Origin of the sequence: Microcoleus sp. PH2017_08_TRC_O_A, assembly GCF_020738665.1 — a bacterium.
In the GTDB taxonomy this organism is placed as follows: domain Bacteria; phylum Cyanobacteriota; class Cyanobacteriia; order Cyanobacteriales; family Microcoleaceae; genus Microcoleus.
Map to the genome: position 1 here is coordinate 15,415 of NZ_JAEQCE010000054.1, position 19,517 is coordinate 34,931.

The window sequence follows — 19,517 nt, forward strand, 5'->3', positions numbered from 1 at the left end:
CACTGTTCAACACAGCCAAAACTGCCGTAGCACGGGCTGTAAGCTCCCAGCGATCGCCCAAACCCCCCTTTTCTTTATACTACACATATGCTACAATAACATTGTAGCTCGTGTCTCCGCAGGAGGTTTCCTCGTGACAAACCCCAATCTTCCTCAAAATTTCAACCTAATCGTGCCCGCCGGAACCCAAATTGTCACCAAGATTGAGGTCAAAAACCCCGGCGGCGACCAATCTTGGAAACAAGGCGCAGTAGGTGTGATTGTCAAATCGCCTACAGACAATTCCCACGCATATTTAGTCAAACTCCCAGACGGAACACAAGTTAGTCTGCGGCGACACGAATTCAGCATTCGCAAACAGTTTCAAAGCGAAGGATTGGAGTCAGGAGGAGATTTTCTCGCCGAATACAACCTCTACGATTCTGTAATTTACCGCTGCATAGTTGGTTCGAGAGCTTACGGTTTGGATAACGAACAATCTGATACAGACAGGCGCGGAATTTACCAGCCGTCGGCAATTCTTCATTGGTCGCTTTATGGCATTCCAGAACAATTGGAAAATAAGGAAGATCAAGAATGCTATTGGGAACTGCAAAAGTTTTTGGTTTTGGCGCTCAAAGCTAATCCCAATGTACTCGAATGTTTGTACACTCCTTTGGTAGAAACTGTTTCTCCTGTAGCAGCCGAATTGCTGGAAATTCGCGAAATCTTTCTGTCGCAATTGGTTTATCAAACTTACAATAGTTACGTTTTGTCGCAATTTAAAAAAATGGAGCAAGACCTCCGCAATACTGGGGAAATTCGCTGGAAGCACGCGATGCACTTGATTCGCTTGCTCTTGTCAGGAATTACGGTGCTGAAGGAGGGTTTTGTGCCTGTGAGAGTGCAGGATTATCGATCGCAATTGCTATCAATCCGCAATCAGGAAATCTCCTGGGATGAGGTGAATCGCTGGCGGTTGAGCTTGCACGTAGAGTTCGATCGCGCTTTTGCAGAAACTAAGTTACCGGAACGTCCTAATTACGAGCAGGCTAATCTGTTTTTGATTAAATCGCGTCAAAGTGCGATCGGGAGTTGATTTATAATTCGGCGATTGAAATCGCTTCTACACAAACAAAGTCCGCCTCCGCGGACTGAAAGAATTGATGATTTTTATGTGTGAATTTTGAAAAATTATGGTAGAATACATCTCCGAATTAGTCAAGATTATCTCCGATCGACCTTACCCGCTGCTGTTTGCGACTGTCAGCGGATCGCACTTATACGGTTTTCCTTCCGCAGATTCCGACTTCGACTTGCGGGGAGTTCATATCTTACCGCTACCAAAAGTAATCGGACTGATTTCTGGAGACGAAACAATCGAAGTTTCTGAAGTTCGGGAGAAGATGGAACTCGATTTAGTCACTCACGATATTAAGAAGTTTCTGGAGTTGCTGTTGAAGCGCAACGGCTACGTGTTGGAGCAACTGTATTCGCCACTTATAGTTTACAGTAGCGAGGAACATCAGGAGTTAAAGGAGCTCGCCTCGAACTGCATTACCAAGCACCACAGCCACCACTATCTCGGTTTTGCTCAAACTCAATGGCGATTGTTTGAGAAAGAAAGCCCGCGTCGGGTGAAGCCGTTGCTGTACGTTTACCGGGTGTTGCTGGCGGGGATTCATTTGATGCAAACGGGGCAAGTTGAGGCGAATTTGGTTAAACTTAATGACAAGTTCCAGTTACCGTATATTCCCGATTTGATTGCTCGCAAGCTGGCTGGGGCGGAAAAGTCGGTTCTGGAGGATACAGATATTGCATTTTATCACCAGGAGCGCGATCGGCTAATCAATGTATTAGAAGATGCAAGTTTTAACAGTCATTTACCGTCAAATCCTAATGCAAAGGTTGCTCTCCATGATTTTCTGGTAAAGGTGAGAATGGCATCTTTGAATTAAGCTGTTTCATATCTCATTGTCAGAATTAAGACGGGCGGGACGCGTATCCCACTCATGGTTGGGGAAGGTTTAATTAGTTGGTGGGGGACGGGCGGGACGCCCATTCCACTCATGGTTGGGGAAGGTTTAATGATTCGGTGGCGAGAGACTGTAATTGAGTGCAATCGAATCGGCGCGAAGCATGGCGTCAGCCCGATCGCAAATTCATAAAATGAGATACAGTAAAAGTATTGTCCAACCCTTGCACCATCAGAGGTCACAATGCAAATCACCTTGAGTCCAGATCAAACCCAAGTCCTTGAAGCTTTAGTAAAGCACGGTCAATATTCCTCTCTTGAAGAAGCAATTAACACAGCCTTGCTGTTATTAATTGACGACCTTACTTTATCCGATAGCAGCAACAACCCAAACTATTTAGCTTGGGTTGAAGAAACTCGGAAGAAAATCGATATAGCACGAGAACAGGCGCAACGCGGTGAGTTGCTCAATGCAGATGATGTATTAGCTCAACTTAGAGATAAGGTGAAAAAAGCTAGAGAAGTAATAGTATGAATCGCTTGCTAATTACAATAGAGGCGATCGCTTTCAACTGCTCATCTACCTGAGAAAAGCGATATCTAACTGCCTCCGTTGCCGCGACTACGCAACTGATCTAATAGATACTGCCAGATTTGCTCAATTCTTTCTTCAATTTGTTCTATCCGGCGTTCCACAGCCATAAAGTTAGCTTTGAATTCAGCAACGTCGATGGCAAAAATTTCTGATATTTTGGTAACAGCAGAAGTTAGGGCGTCGGTTCTTTCTGTTAACAAGTTAATTTTTCCTGTTAACAGGCTGATTTGCTGCTGGGATTCCTGCTGTTGTACGGCTATCTGATTAATGCGATCGGTTAACTGCTGTTGCGATTCCGCTAACTGCTGTTGCGACTCCGCTAACTGCTGTTGCGATGCGCCAAACTGGTTAATGCGATCGGCAAACTGTTGTTGCGATCGCGCGGTTTGTTCAAGAATAGCCTCAATTCGGTCTAGGCGATCGGTCATTTGCTTATTTCCTCAGTTTTTGCTGCTTTACTCCGCTTGGGCTTTGACTTTGGCGAGGTTTCGTTTTTAGATGGGCTCTTATTGCTGATTTCTGGGGTGTTTTCTGCAAGCCAGTTTTCTACGAGTTCCAATAAAACCTGGTTCATAGAAGCATTTTGGTAAGCACAAACCCATCGAAAGCGCGATCGCAAATCGTCATCGCAGTAAAAGCAGAGCTTGACTGGCTTATCTTTATCGGTATCGTTCATAACCTGTACTGGTGTCACTGTTTCTAGAGTGACACTAATGCCAGCTTTGTTCTATAGCAATTTTAGCTATTTAGTGACTTAGTGTTAATAGCGCTATAGCGTCAATATGCCAGATTCTTTAGTCCGCGGAGGCGGACATCGTTTGTATAGCAGCGGTTTCAACCGCCGAGTTTTTTCTTATTTCTCGTACCTGCGCGGTGTGTAAACCCAAATATCTCCAAACTTCCGAGGAATAATCCGAGTTTGACTCGAACCGACAATTACTAAAGTTCTCATATCCGCGTCTTCCGGCTGGAATTCGCCAAGAGTACAAACGCGCACGGATTGGCCCGATCGCCCGAGGTTTCGCCCCAAGACAACTGGGGTTTTAGCATCGCGAGTTTCTAACAAAATCTCGATCGCCCTTTTCAGTTGCCAAATCCGCTGTTTCGAGATTGGATTGTAGAATGCCATAACTAAATCTGCCTTTGCAGCCGCCGAAATCCGCTGTTCTATGACCTCCCAAGGCTTGAGAATATCCGAAAGCGAAATCGCACAAAAATCGTGGCCGAGAGGTGCTCCGATCGCAGCAGCGGCCGCCTGCATGGCAGAAATCCCCGGTGCTACCCGAATGTCGATGCCTTCCCATTCGGGTTTAGCGTCAAAGTCGATCGCCTCAAACACCGCCGCAGCCATCGCAAAAATCCCCGGATCTCCCGACGAAACCACGGCGACGGATTTGCCGGATGCTGCTAAATCTAAGGCAAAACGCGCGCGATCGATCTCTTCCCGGTTGTCGGAATCGTGCCTGTTTTGTCCTTCCCGCAGAGTTCCGGCTAAGTCGAGATAGAACTTGTAACCCACCCAATCCGTGGCTTCCCGCAGAATTTCCTTAACTTCCGGGGACATCCAAGGTGCGCCTCCGGGGCCCGTACCGACGATCGCCAGTTTGCCGCGACTAACGCCGATCGCACTTGGATCGATCGGTTCGGTAGCAAGTGCGATCGCGCAACTAAAGGCGTTTGTGCGATCGTATGCGATTAACTGACTGTTTGCACCCGCTGCTGTCAGGCTAATTTGGGCGGCGGTGACATCAAAACTGGAATTATATTGTATTAATTTAACTGTGTCGAATTCCACAAGTTCGGGAAGATTCAAAAAACGGACTGGCACTTTAAAAAATTGGCTAATTGCTTCTAAAGTCGGATTTCCCATATCATGTTTTAAGGCAAAAAATCCGGCAACCGAGGCTGCTGCTAAATCTGCGTTTTCTAAGATTTGCTGCACGTAGGAAATTGCTATTTCCGGCTCAACATAGGATAGATTTGTAAGTGCAAATGCTGCAATTTGCGGGTGGTAAACTAAACAGTCGGGCGTCGGTACAATGGCTTTTTCGGTGACGCGGATGGTTAATTTGGCTTCGGGGGCGATCCTCTCCGTTGGCGTAGCCCCCGTAGGGGCGGGCTGCGCTAACGGCAAATTGCTCTCGGAAAGCCAGTTAGCAGCCCCTTCTAGCTGTACTTTCGCCCCAGCGAGCAAATTTGAAATAAAAGTCTTCGCGTCCTCTGGATTCGCCAAATAATAGCCTTGGGGAGGACTCAGCAGCGCCGTGCGAAACCGGATATCTCCCGTCGTCGTGATGGCGGGTTGTACGCCGAGGGCTGCGGCAATTTCTCTGGCCAAGTCGTTGACTCCGTGCAAACCTCCTAGCAGCGGTACAACGGCGCTTCCGTCTTCGGCGACGGCTAAGACTGGGGGTTCGGCGCGTTTGTCTGACAGCAGCGGGGCGAGGGTGCGGATGATGATTCCGGCGGCGCAGATGGCGATGATTGGGGTTTCTGTGGCGAATAGTTCTCGCAAGGTTTCGCCGAAGTTGCTAAAGTTGATATCTGTGTCGGATGTGCGATCGACTAAACCGTAAATCTGGGAACCTGGGAAGACTTTGGAGATTGTTTTGGCGATCGCTAGGCTGTTTTGACCTAGGATAATTATTGCGGGCGGAAGTCGATTCACGGTTTTATATATGGCTGTGTTTGGATTGGTTTGATTATTTTAATCTGTTGTTACTGAAATAAAACATATTTGACGAACCGCGAAGGCGCGTTAGGCGAAGCCGCGCGTAAGCGCTAGGGCGCGAAGGATGAGTAAGAAAAGAAGAAAGATATAGAAGAAGTTTATTTTTTTTTCTTCTCTATCAGTGGCACCGAATAGCAAGGGTTTGAAGCCCCAGCATGAAGGCAGATTGTGATAAGAACGGAGTTTAAATCTCCGCTTTTATCACTTCGCTGTCAACTGTCAACTGTCAACTGTCAACTGTTTAAAGGCATCTTGCCTGTGAATTTCTGAGATTAGTTGATTTTACCAACTTTGCCTTTAATATCCAGTTTATTGTTCTGTAAATTATTTAATTTGCGATCGTAAGTTGCGACAGTTATGGGAGTTGTATAGCGGATCTAGCGAAAGATTAGCGAACGTTGTTGGTAAGAGGACTCTATACGTTTAAGCGGTTATATAAGCTGTCAGTCATACCTCATCTTTTTGAGAAAGGCTATAGGAATGAACTGATGAGAAGATTGAAGGGGTGGTTGTGTAGTTTCTTGATTGATGTTTCTCAGGTGCGATCGCCCAATTGCACCTACAAACCTGATAAACTGGGGCCTGTATAGTAAATAGGACTTATATCATGTCCGGTCAATTAACCAAAATAAGTAAGGTTCGGTTCGTAGTGCGGACTAAAGTCCGCTTTCTGGCTGCGGACTAAAGTCCGCACTACAAACCTTTTTTGTGATAGTCATTGACTGGATATGATATTACACCTAACCCTCATCAACCGGGTTTCTTAGCCGAAGTTCGAGTATAAATAACCAACCGAGTCTCAATTAGTTGCGTTTTAGAATGAGAAAATTTTTAGCATTAGTTGTGTTTGGGATGATACTTGCCCTCTCTTCTGTAGCTGTGGCCGCTCAACCTTTGTCCGTCGCTTATCCTCCCGCCAACCACAAAACGATCGCCGATCGCATTTTTCTGATCGGTACAGCCCCGCCAACCGGACAAGTATCGGTAAATGGCCAGCAAATTGCGCGCACCGCCGCCGGCCATTTCGCCCCGACTTTTCCCCTGCAAATCGGCGAAAATGTCTTTAGCTTGCGTTACCAAAATCAGCAAGTTCTTCTTAAGGTGACGCGCGAGTCTAATCAGCCACAAGTCCCCGCAGGCTTGGCTTTTGCAAAAGATTCCCTGACGCCGAAAGTCGATGTAGCCAGTTTACCGGGGGAATATATCTGCTTCGGCGCGATCGCTCCGGCGAATGCGCGAGTTGCGGTAAAATTGGCTGGCGTTGATATTCCTCTCAAAGCGCGATCGCAAGTCGAACTCCCCGACAACAAATCTGTCTTGTTAGGCGAAAACTCCCCCATTAAAAAAGGCAGTAGCGAACAGTATCAAGGCTGCGCTAAAACCCCGGAAAATTCCGGTGAATCTAAGGCAGAAAAAATAGATTTGGGAGTGCCAATATTTTATCTAACAATGAACGATAAAATCATCACTCAACCAGGTACTGGCAAGATTTCTATCCTCTCTCCAGCCGAGTTGGAAGTAGCAGAAGTCACAGCAGATCCGGGTGTTGCTAGAACCGGGGCGAGTACGGATTTTTCTCGGATGACACCGCTGCCGAAGGGAACTCGCGCCACAGTTATCGGGCGCGAGGGAGAATGGATTCGGCTCGATTACGGCGCTTGGATTAAAGCATCTGAGGTGCGAATTGTCAAGGATGCGGTGCCTGCGCGATCGATTATTCGCAGCGCCAGATCCCGTCAAGTTTCCGGCTGGACAGAGGTCTTATTCCCTTTAGAAATACCAGTCCCAGTCACGGTACAAGAAGGTGAACGCACGTTCACTTTAACTCTGTACAATACCACCGCTCAAACTGACATTATTCGCCTCGACGATGACCCGGTAATTTCGCGTTTGGCATGGCAACAAATCTCGCCACAACAAGTACAATATACTTTCAATCTCAAATCTGCCCAGCAGTGGGGATATAAATTGAGATACGAAGGCACAACTTTAGTGCTGTCTTTAAAACACCCGCCAGCCAATACAAGCGGGGTGCCGATTTCATCAGAAAAACCGCTGTCAGGAATTAAGATTCTGATCGATCCGGGACACGGCGGCCCGCAGGATTCCGGGGGGGTTGGCCCTACAGGCTACCGCGAGAAAACAGTAGCTTTAATTGTGTCGAAATTGGTGCGGGAGGAATTGGTAAATCGGGGCGCAAATGTGGTAATGACGCGGGTGGAAGATGTCGATTTGGATTTGCCGCCGAGGGTGGAAATGATTCAAAAAGAAGAACCTGCGATCGCAATTTCGATACACTACAATGCTTTGCCAGATAACGGCGACGCGATAAATACCAAAGGTGTCGGGGCTTTCTGGTTTCACCCGCAAGCGCACAGTTTGGGAATGTTTTTGCACAATTATTTAGTTGCAAAACTGAACCGTCCGAGCTATGGTATATTCTGGAACAATCTAGCGATGACTCGTCCTGCCGTTGCTCCATCTGTTTTAATGGAATTGGGATTTATGATCAATCCCGAAGAGTTTGAATGGATTGTGAATCCGACAGAACAGCAGAAGTTAGCTTCTGCCATTGCCCAAGGCATTACCGAATGGTTTGCTTCGGTAAAATAACATTTCGCAGTAAGGACTTCAGTCCTTCCAACCCAAGGAGATTAAATAAATGTTGAGTTTGAGTCAATCAAAAGCCTTTTTCATTGCAGCCGCCTTTGCAAGTTTTAGTTTTTCACTTTACAGCTTTCCAGTTTTCGGGAAAGAGCAAAGTCTTTCGCCGGAAAAAGTAGAAGCTTTAAAAAAGCAAACTCAATGCTCGTTTATTACAGGTGAAGGCGGCCCGGTTAACATTCGCAAAGGCCCCGGCAATAAGTACCCAGTTGTAGCTAAACTCAAAAGAGGAGACGGAGTTCGGGCTGTTAGCAGACAAGGTAGTTGGGTGAAAATTGCGGCCCGAACTTCTGGGAATGCTCCTAATGAAACTTTTACAATCCTTGACGGTTGGGTGAACAATAAATTTATCAATGGTTGTTCCGAAGACCAATTTGATAGATGGCGGAAATAGATTCGGTACTCTAAGGAATGAAAATTAAATAACTTACACGCTCGATGATTGTTGTGGGATGGGCGTCCCGCCCGTCCTTTCTGCACGGGCGGGACGCCCATCCCACAAATTTGCTTAAGTTATTTAATTTCTATTCCTAAGGTATGTAGTTGCGCTCTTTGCGCTCTAGGTCAAAGAGCGCTGAAGCGCAACTACGTACCCTTATCAATCTGAAGACCAATTTGATACATGGCGCAAATAGATTCAGTCTTCGATAAAAGTTTCACAATACTTCTGAGGTATGTAGTTGCGCTTCAGCGCTCTAGGTCAAAGAGCGCTGAAGCGCAACTACGTACCCTTATTTAATAAGCCTCGTACAAATATTTTTATGATACAATAAAGAGGTTTGCTAAGAGTTGATTGAATCCTAACTCCAACTTATTTTCACTCTTGTCTTTCTATAAAGTGTCATACTCTAAAAACTCAATTGGTAATTAATAATGCACAAGATTCCTGTTACAGTGATCACTGGTTTTCTCGGTAGCGGCAAAACCACCCTAATTCGCCATTTATTGCAAAACAATCAAGGCCGCCGCATTGCTGTTTTAGTTAACGAATTTGGCGAAATCGGAATAGATGGAGAATTGCTGCGCGATTGCCAAGTTTGCGATGAAGAAGAAACTGTCACCAGCAATATTGTCGAATTAACTAATGGTTGTCTTTGCTGCACTGTGCAAGAGGAATTCTTGCCGACTATGCAGGAATTGTTGAAGCGCAAAGACCAAATTGATTGTATCTTAATCGAGACTTCGGGCCTCGCACTTCCTAAGCCTTTGATTCAAGCTTTTCGCTGGCCGGAAATTCGCACGGGCGCTACAGTTGACGGTGTGGTTGCTGTTGTTGATTGCGAGGCTGTTGCTAACGGTACTTTTGTTGGCGATATTGATGCTTTGATGGCGCAGCGAGAGGCTGATTCGAGTTTGGATCACGAAACGCCGATCGAGGAATTGTTTGAAGATCAGTTGGCCTGTGCCGATATGGTACTGTTGACGAAGGTCGATCGCGTAAATTCAGAAACTCACCAGAAAGTCCAAACCTGGTTGCAGCAAGAGTTACGCCCGAGTGTGAAAATTGTGCCTTGCAAGGCTGGCGAAATTAACCCGGATGTGCTGTTGGGATTTAATGCAGCAGTTGAGGATGATTTGGAGTCTCGCCCGAGTCACCACGACACGGAAGAGGAACACGAGCACGATGATGATATTAACTCGACTTTCTTTATTGCCGATCGCGAATTTGAACCAGAAGCTTTGGTGAAAAAGCTGCAAGCCTTGATGCAGCAGGAAGAAATTTATCGGATTAAGGGGTTTGTGGCGGTTCCCAAGAAACCGATGCGGATGGTGTTGCAAGGTGTTGGCGATCGCATAGAATGTTTTTACGATCGCCCTTGGCAACCTTCCGAACTCCGTCAAACCAAGCTGGTGCTGATTGGCAAAGAGTTGGAGCGCGATCGAATTGCAGCTATGATTGGTAATTAATTGTCTGGAGTCATCGGTCATACCTACAAAGGTTCGTAGTGAGGAATGCAAGTCCTTCTTCTATGGATGCGGACTTGCATTCCTCACTACCACCTGCACAATCCGACAGGCTCTGGCGAACAATTTATTAACATTATTTAATATTGTTGCTGCTGCCAACAAGTGTAGGCTAAACTAGCGACAATGGTTATCATTCTACAAAACTAGAGGTAAAATATGGTTACTGCTGGAGCGATCGAATCAGTTCCCGTGACCGTTCTCACAGGCTATCTGGGTGCAGGTAAAACTACGCTACTCAACCACATTTTAACACAAGAGCACGGCAAAAAAGTTGCAGTCATCGTCAACGAATTCGGCGAAGTAGGCATCGACAACCAACTCATCATTGATGCCGACGAAGAAATTTTTGAGATGAACAACGGCTGCATTTGCTGTACAGTCCGAGGTGATTTAATTCGGATTATCGGCAACTTGATGAAGCGGCGCGACAAATTCGACCACATAGTCATCGAAACCACAGGTTTAGCCGACCCCGCACCCGTAATTCAGACATTCTTTGTAGACGAAGATATGCGGGATCAACTGCTGCTAGATGCAGTAGTCACTGTCGTTGATGCCAAGCACGTATGGCAACATTGGGATGCCGAAGAAGTTCAAGAACAAATTGCCTTTGCTGACGTGGTTTTGCTCAACAAGACCGATTTAGTAAGTGCGGAAGAATTGGCAGAATTAGAAAAAAGAATTCGCGCCATGAATGCAATAGCAAAAATCCACCGCACTCATAACGCAGAACTAGAAATTGATGCGTTGTTGGGCGTCCAAGCATTTGATTTGAACCGGGCATTAGAAATCGAACCCGACTTTTTGGGCGTACACGTTCACGAACATGATGCAACAGTAAAATCAATGGCAATAGTAGAATCTGGTGCTGTTGATGGCGACAAATTTAGTGATTGGATTGGCGAATTATTGCGAACTCAAGGCACAGATATCTTTCGGACAAAAGGCATTTTAAATGTATCTGGACAAGAAAAGCGCTTTGTTTTTCAAGGAGTACATATGCTGTTCGATGGCAGACCGGATCGAGCTTGGAAAGATAGCGAAACTCCGAAAAATGAACTCGTATTCATTGGCAGGAACTTAAATGAAACTCAATTGCGAGAGGATTTCCGTCGGTGTCTAGTGTAAAAGAAACGGGTAAAAAAAAGAGCAGCCACGGTGAGCTAATTCTGCAATTTCACGCTCAAGAAATGCTATCTGATTACGTAACTGCTGTTACTTGGTCGCCGGATGGTAAAACTTTAGCAGTTTGTTCTGCTGCGGGCGAAGTAATGTTGGCGACAGTAGGGGCAGTTAACAAATTGTCCTTACAACCGCTGCAAAGTGCCACAGGAAAATCGGCAGATTGTTTGTCTTTTTCGGCAGACAGTCAATTCCTAGCCGCGGGCGGACAGGATGGACGGGTGCGAATTTGGCGCGTTAATTCTGGGGAATTAATTGCTGATTTGGATAACAAGCGCGTCTGGGTTGATAAGTTAGCTTGGAGTCCCCACTGCAATCATTTAGCTTTTAGTATGGGCCGCTGCGTTCAAATCTGGAATGCTGATGATAATGTTGTGGAAGTAACGCTGAATTTCGACTCGTCATCTATTCTAGATTTAGCATGGCATCCGATTGTTCAATACCTGGCAGTTAGCGGCTATCAAGGTGTTAAAGTTTGGAGTGGCGATGACTGGGACGAAGACCCAGAATTTTTATCAGTACCGTCTGCAACAGGTGCAATTGCTTGGTCGCCGCAAGGGCAATATTTAGCTTGTGGCAATATGGACAATACTCTAATTGTTAGTGAATGGGGTAATTTGGAACCGTGGGTAATGCAGGGTTTTCCGGGGAAGGTTCGGGAGTTGGCTTGGTCGGATCAAACTAATTCTTTGGGTGCACCTTTGTTGGCTGCTTCGAGTTCTCAAGGTGTTTCTGTTTGGGACAGAGATGCTGATGAAAGTGTCGGTTGGGAAGGTTGGGCCCTAGAGGTGCATGAAAATGTCGTAAGTGCGATCGCCTTTCAACCTAACACATTTTTATTAGCTTCTGCATCCGCAGACGGTCAAGTTTGTTTGTGGTATGAAGCAGCACAATTGCTGCAAGTTCTAGAAGGTGCACAGGGCGGTTTTTCGTGTCTCGCATGGCATCCTGACGGTCAATTTCTGGCGGCTGGCGGGAATGGCGGCGAATTGGTGGTTTGGTCAAAGTCTATGCGCGGCCACGGGTTCGGGCGGCGCTAAGTTGGCATAACGGGCGATCGCGCCATTGTTGCAAAAACATAAACAATTGAAAACTTGGTATTGACAAAATCCCAAATTACAATAACATTTTAGTGGCTGCACAATCCTTAAGGGCGATCGACAATTATGACTCAACAGCAATTTCTCGAACAACTCAACAGCATTCTCGACCAAAACCACCTGCTGAAACACCCCTTCTACCAAATGTGGAACGAAGGCAAACTCGACATCGCAATGCTGCAAGAGTACGCACAAGAATACTACCTGCAAGTTCACAACTTCCCCACCTACGTCAGCGCTACCCACGCCGCCTGTGACGACATCAAAATTCGTCAAATGCTCCTCGAAAACCTCATAGAAGAAGAAAGAGGCGCCGCAAATCACCCCGAATTGTGGCTGCGCTTTGCCGAAGGTTTGGGTTTAGATAGAAATGCAGTTCTCGAACGCGAACATTTAGAAAAAACCACCGAATCCGTCCGCATTCTCAAAGACTTAGCGCGCAGCGAATCTCCCGCCAAAGGTTTAGCCGCCCTCTACGCTTACGAAGCACAAATCCCCGAAGTTTCCACAACCAAAATCGCTGGTTTAAAGGAATTTTACGGCATCGATTCACAAGCTGCTTTGTCTTTCTTTCAAGTTCACGAAAAAGCCGACGAGTTCCACTCGGAAGCCACCCGCGAAGCGCTGTTACAAGTTTGTGAAACTGAAGAAGCACAACAAGAAGCGTTGTTAGCCGCCCAGAAAGCAACTTTTGCTCTTAACTTACTGCTTGATGGCGTTTATGAAACCTATTGTCAAGCTAAGTAAGCTTCAGTTGACAGTTGACAGTTGACAGTTGACAGTTGACAGCTTCTTTCTGGTAAAAAAGGCATATTTGTAGGGCGGGTTTAGCTAGTGATTGTGACACTCGCAAACAATCTCAGAACAAAACCCGCCCGCCCTCGCTCATTTTCCTCTCTTTCTTGTCAAAATTCCTTGACTGGGACTGAACAGCAAAGCCATTAAAAATAATCCAAAAACAACTAATACAATTGCCGCACCAGATGGCATATTAAAATAATAGCTAAGATACATTCCAGTCACACTAGCTGTAATTCCAATAATTGCGCCCAATCCCATCATTAAATGTAACTCTTTTACCAACAAATACGCCGTAATTCCTGGCCCGATTAATAGCGAAATTACTAACAGTGCGCCCACAGTTTGCAAACTAGCCACCACCGTCAGTGTAATCGCCGAAATCATCCCCAAGTAAATCCAGTTTACAGGCAAACCAGACGCCTGTGCTCCTAGCGGGTCGAAGGTATAGAATAGCAGTTCTTTGTAAAAGATTTTAACTGCGACCAAAATAATTACAGTTATCATAAAAGTCTGCTGTACGTCAGACGGTGCAACTGACAATATATTCCCGAACAAAAACCCGTCTAAGTCTAGTTTTGTTGTCCGCAAGACGCTAATTAAGGTGACGCTAATTGCTAAAAATGTAGATAAAATTAATGCCATAACAGCATCTATTTTAATCCGGGATTGCGATTGAATCCATGCCATAATTACGGCGCTGATGATTCCTGATATAAATGCGCCGATGGAAATATTGAAACCTAAAGAAAATGCCACTGGCAGTCCTGCTAATACTGAATGGGCAATCATGTCTACCATCATTCCCATTTGTTGTACAATTAAGTATGAGCCGACTACTGCACAGACAATTCCTAGCAAAATGCCGACGGCGATCGCATTTCGCATGAACTCGAATTTGAGCGGCTCAATTAGTATGTTTAACATTTAATTACTTACCTCAATAATCTTATTGTTTTAACCGCAGATAGAGGCAGATGAACACAGATAAACGCAGATATAAGATAATCATCTGCGTTTATTTGCGTTCATCTGCGGTTAAAAATAATTTTTTTTCCAGTCACGCTGAAACTAAGCTTAAATCGTATCCATAGGCTTTTTGAATATTGGCGGCGGTGAGGACTTCCCGGCAGGAACCTGTGGCAATTAACTGCTTGTTGAGCAATAATAAATTATCGTATTGTTTTAAAGTTTCGCCTAAATCGTGGCTGATTACTAGCAATGTTTTGTTTTCAGCTTTGAGTTCGGCAAAAATATCGAAGATAATCTCTTCTGTGGCTTTGTCGATCGCACTAAAGGGCTCGTCGAAGAAGAATAAGTCGGCTTGTTGGGCGATCGATCTTGCTAAAAATATGCGCTGCTGCTGTCCCCCGGAGAGTTCGCCAATTTGTCGATCGCGCAAATCCCACATTCCCACCCGCAGCAAAGCAGCTTTGACTAATTCTTGCGACTGCTTCGAGGGAGTGCGAAACCAACCAGTCTGGACAGTCCGCGCCATCATCACCGCATTGTGCACCGTAATTGGATAATCCCAGTCAATTTGCGATCGTTGCGGCACGTAAGCCACCCGCGATAACTGTTCCTTCAACAACCGCCCCTGATATTTTACTATCCCCCGACAAGCCGGAATCAATCCCAGCATCGCCTTCACCATCGTGCTTTTCCCCGCGCCGTTGGGCCCGAAGACACCAGTTAACTGTCCCGGATCTAACTGAAAATTCACGCCGTTGAGGGCCGAAATTCCTCGATAATTCACAGCCAAGTCTTGCACTTCTAACATAATTCCAGATTTTGAGAACGATTCTTATTTCTAGCTACTACAATAGGATAACTCTAAAAGTAATAACGATTATCGTTCCAAAGGTGAAATGTTAAAAAACTTGACGGAAAAAAGCAGCAGATTGTGCGGTGTGGCGGTTTTGGCGATCGCCTGCGGACTGGTTGGGTGCACTTCTAGCCCCCAAGCAAAGAATCCCACACCCCAGAGTCCCGCCACCACTCAAACTCAAGCAACTCCCGCCACCAATTTGCCAAAAGTGGTAGCTACGACTGGTGTCATCTGCGACATAACTAGAAAAATTGCTGAAAAGTCGATCGACACCACCTGTCTAATCGAACCCGGAGAAGACCCCCACGCCTACCAAACCAAGCCAGAAGACCGCAAAGTCATTGAAACAGCAAATCTAATTTTATACGGCGGCTACAACCACGAACCCAGCATCATTAAATTAATTAAATCCAGCAGTAATTCCGCACCCAAAATCGCCGTACACGAACTCGCCGTTCCCAAACCGTTGATGGGCGAACACGAACACGGGAAAGAGAAAGAACAAGAAAAGTCCCACGCCACCGAAGAAAAAGTCCCCGATCCTCACGTTTGGCACAATCCTAAAAATGGTATCCGCATGGTAGAAACAATTCGCGATGAATTGATCAAAGTTTCCCCAACCAATGCTCAACTATATACCACAAATGCCACAAAATTAACAGATAATTTAGCCAAAATAGATACTTGGATTAAAGCACAAATAGCGACAATTCCAGCCCAAAAACGCAAATTAGTTACAACTCACGATGCCCTGAGTTACTATGCCAATGCTTACGGATTAGAGATTGCGGGAGTTTTGCAGGGAGTGACAACAGAGGAACAGCCAACAGCAGCCAGAATTGCCGAATTATCATCAGAAATTAAGACAGCAGGAGTTCCGACAATTTTTGTAGAAACCACGACTAATCCGAAATTAATGCAGACTGTAGCGAGGGAAGCAAATGTCAAAATTTCCGACAAAGAACTTTACAGCGACGAGTTAGGCGGTTCCGGCACCGGTGCTGATACCTATGAAGGAATGCTAAAAACCAATACTTGTGCAATTACCTCCGGCCTCGGCGGCAATTGTACTCGGTTTGCAGGAGAAGTAGCACCAACTTCTAAACCATAGAAAAGTCGGCGGTTGAAACCGCGTCTAGACAAACAAAAACCGCCTCCGCGGTTTGAAGACAGTTAAAATTATATTATTTTCTTTACACCGCGGAGGCGGTCGCGCTCGCGAACTCGAAGTGCGGACTTGGTTTTTATGGGTGTGGTTTCAACCGCCGTCTTATCTGCGATGAATTTAAGGCAAATTGCCGTCATCGGTACTGGGGGGTTTTTGTCCAATTCCCAATTGCTTCTTAGACGATTTTAAGTCTTTCCAAAGCGCCTTAATATCTTTATAGGCTTTCTCGGCGCTAATTTTACCCCCTGTTTCCAGAGAGCAAATATAAGTTATTTTCTGAGCAAATTCCTGCAAGTTGGCATTAAACGCCAAGTTTTCAGGCGTGAAATCACCGTAGTAGCGACTGCGAGGATGTAAAAAATCTTCCCGCTCTTTCATTGCCCCCTCCTAATTCAACTTTTGGTTCTGTCTCTGCTATTAATAGTAGTCTTTGCACTTAGTATTGCGACGCTAACTTACTTTGATTGCATTCCCCAGGTAACAATTGTGATTTTTCCCTGTGTACTTAGTCGATTAAACCAATTTTAACCTTTGATTACCCGTATTTTAACCTCAATTTAACCTAAAAACACAAAAATTGGGAAATGCGCTGTTCGCATCTCCCCTTAGATATATTTTTACAGAGGTTCCTTAACCTTTTCGGAATCGGAATATTTATTTGCTGCACTCGCAGCCGATGTGGCCGCAGCCGCTACCGTTGGGATGCCCGTCAGCGCAAGCAGTCGAACAGTAGGATTTGCCACTTTTTTCGATCGCTTCAGTGAGGCTGACAACGCACAAACAAGAAGGGCACGCGCATTTCATTTGGGTGACAGTGGTCATTTTAAATTCTCCTGGTGTGTTTCGCTCTATTAATATCTGAACATATATTCAGATATATGTCAAGGAGATGTAAAAGTTTTGTAACAAAAGGTGGGTCGATCGCGCTAATATGAAAATGAGAATTAAAATCAGCCGGGAAAAGATGTCACCGAAGTCTGCTGTTAACGGAGCGATAAGTCAGCCTGACCAAGAAAACGATACACCAACCTGCGGGCGATCGCACGTAGTTGAAAGTTCACGGGTTGGAGACATCCAAACACAAGTGCTGAACACAGCAAAAGCCCAGCGGATGGCAGAGTTTTTCAGTCTTTTGGGAGATGCGAACCGCTTGCGATTACTGTCGGTGTTAGCAAATCAAGAATTGTGCGTGTGCGACTTGGCGGCGGCTTTGAGCATGAGCGAATCGGCTGTATCGCACCAGTTGCGGGCGTTGCGGGCGATACGGTTGGTAAGTTATCGCAAAGTTGGCAGACAAGTTTTTTATAGTTTACTCGATCGGCACGTTTTAGAACTTTACCAAGCAGTCGCCGAACATTTGGACGAAGAATCTTAATTAGTCAGTTGTTGGTTGTCAGTTGTCAGTTGTCAGTTGTCAGTTGTCAGTTGTCTATGCGCGGATGCTGTAGGGGCGAGTTCACCGATATCTGATGATGCACATCCAGAATATGTGTAAACTCGCCCTCCCCAACCAAAGATTCATGCAAGCGATTATCTGTACATCAGCCCTGACTGCCAACCAGGGGTTATCCTACTATTAGGCTTCTAGAACAGTGTGACCGGAAGCAACCACAGCTTGTTTAATAGACTCTTCCGAGGCTTTAGCTTCCACAGTCACAGTCTTGGCCGCTAAATCCACATCAATCTTAGCTTCCGGTTCCACGGTTTTGATGGCTTCGGTAATAGTGTTTCCGCAGCCGGAACAGACGATCGAGGGAACATGAAGTTTGAGTGCCATAATTAAGCGATATCTTGTAGATGACAGGATTGATTCTGCTTTTATTTTAATCAAATTTCGGTTTTTGGGACAGGCTAGAAGCCCATCCCACAAGAAAAAAAATTTGTGGGATGGGCTAGAAGTCTGTTTTTGGGACGGGCTAGAAGCCCATCCCACAAGAAAAAAAAGTTTGTGGGATGGGCTTCTAGCCCGTCCAACTTTTCTTGAAAGAAATATTAAGTCCAATGACTAATGACTAATGACTAATGACTAATGACCAATGACTAATGACTAATAACTAATGACTAATGACTAATGACTTAGCCTCCGGTACGAACCGCCCGACGGCCGCCGCCACAGGCCGCAAACTTGCAACTAAATCAATCATATCCGGCAAAGAAAGAGCTTGCCGCGCGTCAGAAACCGATTTTTCGGGTTGCGGGTGACACTCAACAATTAACCCGTCAGCACCGCAAGCAACCGCTGCTTTTGCTAGAGATGCGACTAATTCTCGCTTGCCGGCGGCGTGAGAAGGATCTACAATTACTGGCAAATGAGTTAACTGTTTTAGCGCTACGACTGTACCTAAATCTAAGACATTGCGGGTGTAATTGTCGAAGCTGCGGATGCCTCTTTCGCACAGAACTACATCGGGATTTCCGTGGCTGAGAATGTATTCGGCGGCCATCACAAATTCTTCAATCGTGGCTGACAAACCGCGTTTTAGTAAGACTGGTTTTCCGGCTTGACCGATCGCCTTTAGTAACTCGAAGTTTTGCATATTGCGACTGCCTACTTGCAGCATATCAGCATAGGCGACAACCGGATCGATTTGGGCGATCGACATTACCTCTGTCACCACGGGTAAACCGTAACTGCGGCTGACATCAGCTAAAATTTCCAGTCCCTCAATTCCCATCCCCTGGAAAGCGTAGGGAGAAGTGCGGGGTTTGTAGACTCCCCCGCGCAAAGCCTGCACCGGTGCGACTGAGAGTTTGCTGGCGACTGTCTCCATTTGTTCTGAACTTTCGACGGTACATGGGCCACCGACGATTAACAATTCTGTGCCCCCGACTGAGACTGTTTCTGATAGTTTGACAATAGTTTGGTGTTCGGGATGAGATTTGGTTGCGAGTTTGGCTTCTAACATGATGGAATTCTCCTGGAAAATCGAGTGATTGGTTGACAATAAAAAACCCGGAACCTTTAAGGAGTTCCGGGTTGGCGCGAAAAGACAGCACGACAATTTACCCAGAACTCCTGCGGGGCCAAAAATAAAAGCCGTAATACCAGTTACTGAATAATGTCATTGCTGTTTTCGCTTGCGATGATTGGTGGTTGGGAAAAAAGCTAGAAAAAAACAAAACCGCAGGTGTTAGTCTGCGGTTCGCCCGGATGTTCACAGCAATCTGTAAATTCACTCCGGGCGAACTTGGGTATGCCAAAAATAAAAATAGCTGTTGGTTGCGAACATCATGTGAAGTGCTGGGATTTGTGAATTAAACACAATACTATTCGTTAGTCTAGCAAAGAGTGGTAGGAATGTCAAGACCTTTTTGCAACAGGTAGGGACACGGCACTGCCGTGTCCCTAATAAAGGTATGTTGTTGCGCTTGAGCGCTCTTTGAGATATATGAGAAAGAGCGCTGAAGCGCAACTACGTACCTTTTAGTCCCAGCCTCCGTCTCGATCGCACAATTGAGCTAATCTCTGATTGGGCGATCGATCGTATTCCCTCAATTACTCGTATTTTGATACATCTCTCAAAGAGCG

At 45.8% G+C, this 19,517-nt stretch carries 20 protein-coding genes; 11 read left to right on the plus strand and 9 right to left on the minus strand.

Annotated features, from left to right (window positions below):
* Positions 1-133 precede the first annotated feature (133 nt).
* The 3 genes from JGK22_RS19505 (at position 134) to JGK22_RS19515 (ending at position 2,489) form a co-directional block, all read left to right on the plus strand.
* Positions 134-1,078 (plus strand): nucleotidyltransferase domain-containing protein, encoded by a 945-nt coding sequence (locus JGK22_RS19505; RefSeq protein WP_293198297.1) that lies wholly within the window; start codon positions 134-136, stop codon positions 1,076-1,078.
* 97 nt (positions 1,079-1,175) lie between these two features.
* A complete protein-coding gene (locus JGK22_RS19510) occupies positions 1,176-1,937 on the plus strand; it encodes a nucleotidyltransferase domain-containing protein (RefSeq protein ID WP_293313441.1) in 762 nt (253 codons plus the stop codon).
* A 261-nt stretch (positions 1,938-2,198) separates the two neighbouring features.
* A complete protein-coding gene (locus tag JGK22_RS19515; RefSeq protein WP_293220395.1) occupies positions 2,199-2,489 on the plus strand; it encodes a hypothetical protein in 291 nt (96 codons plus the stop codon).
* Between the two features lie 65 nt (positions 2,490-2,554).
* Here the strand turns inward: JGK22_RS19515 and JGK22_RS19520 are convergent, their stop codons facing one another.
* The 3 genes from JGK22_RS19520 to cobJ form a co-directional block, all read right to left on the minus strand.
* A complete protein-coding gene (locus JGK22_RS19520) occupies positions 2,555-2,977 on the minus strand; it encodes a hypothetical protein (protein ID WP_293185088.1) in 423 nt (140 codons plus the stop codon).
* Positions 2,974-3,225, minus strand: a complete 252-nt coding sequence (locus JGK22_RS19525) for a plasmid partition protein ParG (RefSeq protein WP_293185086.1) — start codon at positions 3,223-3,225, stop codon at positions 2,974-2,976. The genes JGK22_RS19520 and JGK22_RS19525 overlap by 4 nt, the downstream gene beginning before the upstream one ends.
* Before the next feature lie 177 nt (positions 3,226-3,402).
* Entirely contained in the window at positions 3,403-5,217 is a 1,815-nt protein-coding gene (gene cobJ / locus JGK22_RS19530; protein ID WP_293220392.1) for a precorrin-3B C(17)-methyltransferase, read from the minus strand.
* A gap of 882 nt (positions 5,218-6,099) precedes the next feature.
* Between cobJ and JGK22_RS19535 the strand changes: the two genes are divergently transcribed.
* The 6 genes from JGK22_RS19535 (at position 6,100) to JGK22_RS19560 (ending at position 12,941) form a co-directional block, all read left to right on the plus strand.
* The gene (locus tag JGK22_RS19535) at positions 6,100-7,893 is read left to right on the plus strand and encodes an N-acetylmuramoyl-L-alanine amidase (RefSeq protein WP_293198295.1); all 1,794 of its coding nucleotides are present in this window, start codon (positions 6,100-6,102) and stop codon (positions 7,891-7,893) included.
* Between the two features lie 49 nt (positions 7,894-7,942).
* The gene (locus JGK22_RS19540) at positions 7,943-8,338 is read left to right on the plus strand and encodes an SH3 domain-containing protein (protein ID WP_293185081.1); all 396 of its coding nucleotides are present in this window, start codon (positions 7,943-7,945) and stop codon (positions 8,336-8,338) included.
* A gap of 479 nt (positions 8,339-8,817) precedes the next feature.
* Complete coding sequence (gene cobW, locus JGK22_RS19545; protein ID WP_293281990.1) at positions 8,818-9,852, plus strand: cobalamin biosynthesis protein CobW; 1,035 nt, start codon at positions 8,818-8,820, stop codon at positions 9,850-9,852.
* A 216-nt stretch (positions 9,853-10,068) separates the two neighbouring features.
* Positions 10,069-11,040, plus strand: coding sequence for a GTP-binding protein (locus JGK22_RS19550; protein WP_293185077.1), 972 nt, complete (start codon positions 10,069-10,071; stop codon positions 11,038-11,040).
* Positions 11,028-12,134, plus strand: coding sequence for a WD40 repeat domain-containing protein (locus JGK22_RS19555; RefSeq protein WP_293185075.1), 1,107 nt, complete (start codon positions 11,028-11,030; stop codon positions 12,132-12,134). Before JGK22_RS19550 ends, JGK22_RS19555 begins: the two co-directional genes overlap by 13 nt.
* Positions 12,135-12,260: 126 nt before the next feature.
* Positions 12,261-12,941, plus strand: a complete 681-nt coding sequence (locus tag JGK22_RS19560; protein WP_293185074.1) for a CADD family putative folate metabolism protein — start codon at positions 12,261-12,263, stop codon at positions 12,939-12,941.
* Positions 12,942-13,079: 138 nt separating this feature from the next.
* Here JGK22_RS19560 and JGK22_RS19565 read toward each other — a convergent pair whose 3' ends face one another.
* Positions 13,080-13,919 (minus strand): metal ABC transporter permease, encoded by an 840-nt coding sequence (locus JGK22_RS19565; RefSeq protein WP_293185073.1) that lies wholly within the window; start codon positions 13,917-13,919, stop codon positions 13,080-13,082.
* Between the two features lie 133 nt (positions 13,920-14,052).
* On the minus strand, positions 14,053-14,772 hold the full coding sequence (locus JGK22_RS19570; protein WP_293193084.1) for a metal ABC transporter ATP-binding protein: 720 nt from the start codon (positions 14,770-14,772) through the stop codon (positions 14,053-14,055).
* A gap of 88 nt (positions 14,773-14,860) precedes the next feature.
* On the opposite strand from JGK22_RS19570, the gene JGK22_RS19575 reads away from it, so the two are divergent.
* Positions 14,861-15,931 carry a zinc ABC transporter substrate-binding protein gene (locus JGK22_RS19575; protein WP_293313443.1) on the plus strand — a complete coding sequence of 357 codons (1,071 nt, stop codon included), beginning with the start codon at positions 14,861-14,863 and terminating at the stop codon, positions 15,929-15,931.
* Between the two features lie 174 nt (positions 15,932-16,105).
* Here the strand turns inward: JGK22_RS19575 and JGK22_RS19580 are convergent, their stop codons facing one another.
* Positions 16,106-16,366, minus strand: a complete 261-nt coding sequence (locus JGK22_RS19580) for a hypothetical protein (protein WP_293185068.1) — start codon at positions 16,364-16,366, stop codon at positions 16,106-16,108.
* Between the two features lie 276 nt (positions 16,367-16,642).
* Complete coding sequence (locus JGK22_RS19585; RefSeq protein WP_293185067.1) at positions 16,643-16,810, minus strand: metallothionein; 168 nt, start codon at positions 16,808-16,810, stop codon at positions 16,643-16,645.
* A gap of 142 nt (positions 16,811-16,952) precedes the next feature.
* Here JGK22_RS19585 and JGK22_RS19590 point away from each other — a divergent pair, with 142 nt between their 5' ends.
* Positions 16,953-17,363, plus strand: a complete 411-nt coding sequence (locus JGK22_RS19590; RefSeq protein ID WP_293193078.1) for a metalloregulator ArsR/SmtB family transcription factor — start codon at positions 16,953-16,955, stop codon at positions 17,361-17,363.
* Between the two features lie 201 nt (positions 17,364-17,564).
* Here the strand turns inward: JGK22_RS19590 and JGK22_RS19595 are convergent, their stop codons facing one another.
* Together JGK22_RS19595 and aroF are read right to left on the minus strand one after the other, a co-directional pair.
* Complete coding sequence (locus JGK22_RS19595) at positions 17,565-17,765, minus strand: heavy-metal-associated domain-containing protein (RefSeq protein ID WP_293146624.1); 201 nt, start codon at positions 17,763-17,765, stop codon at positions 17,565-17,567.
* A gap of 277 nt (positions 17,766-18,042) precedes the next feature.
* Positions 18,043-18,915 (minus strand): 3-deoxy-7-phosphoheptulonate synthase, encoded by an 873-nt coding sequence (gene aroF, locus JGK22_RS19600; protein WP_293193110.1) that lies wholly within the window; start codon positions 18,913-18,915, stop codon positions 18,043-18,045.
* Positions 18,916-19,517 lie beyond the last annotated feature (602 nt).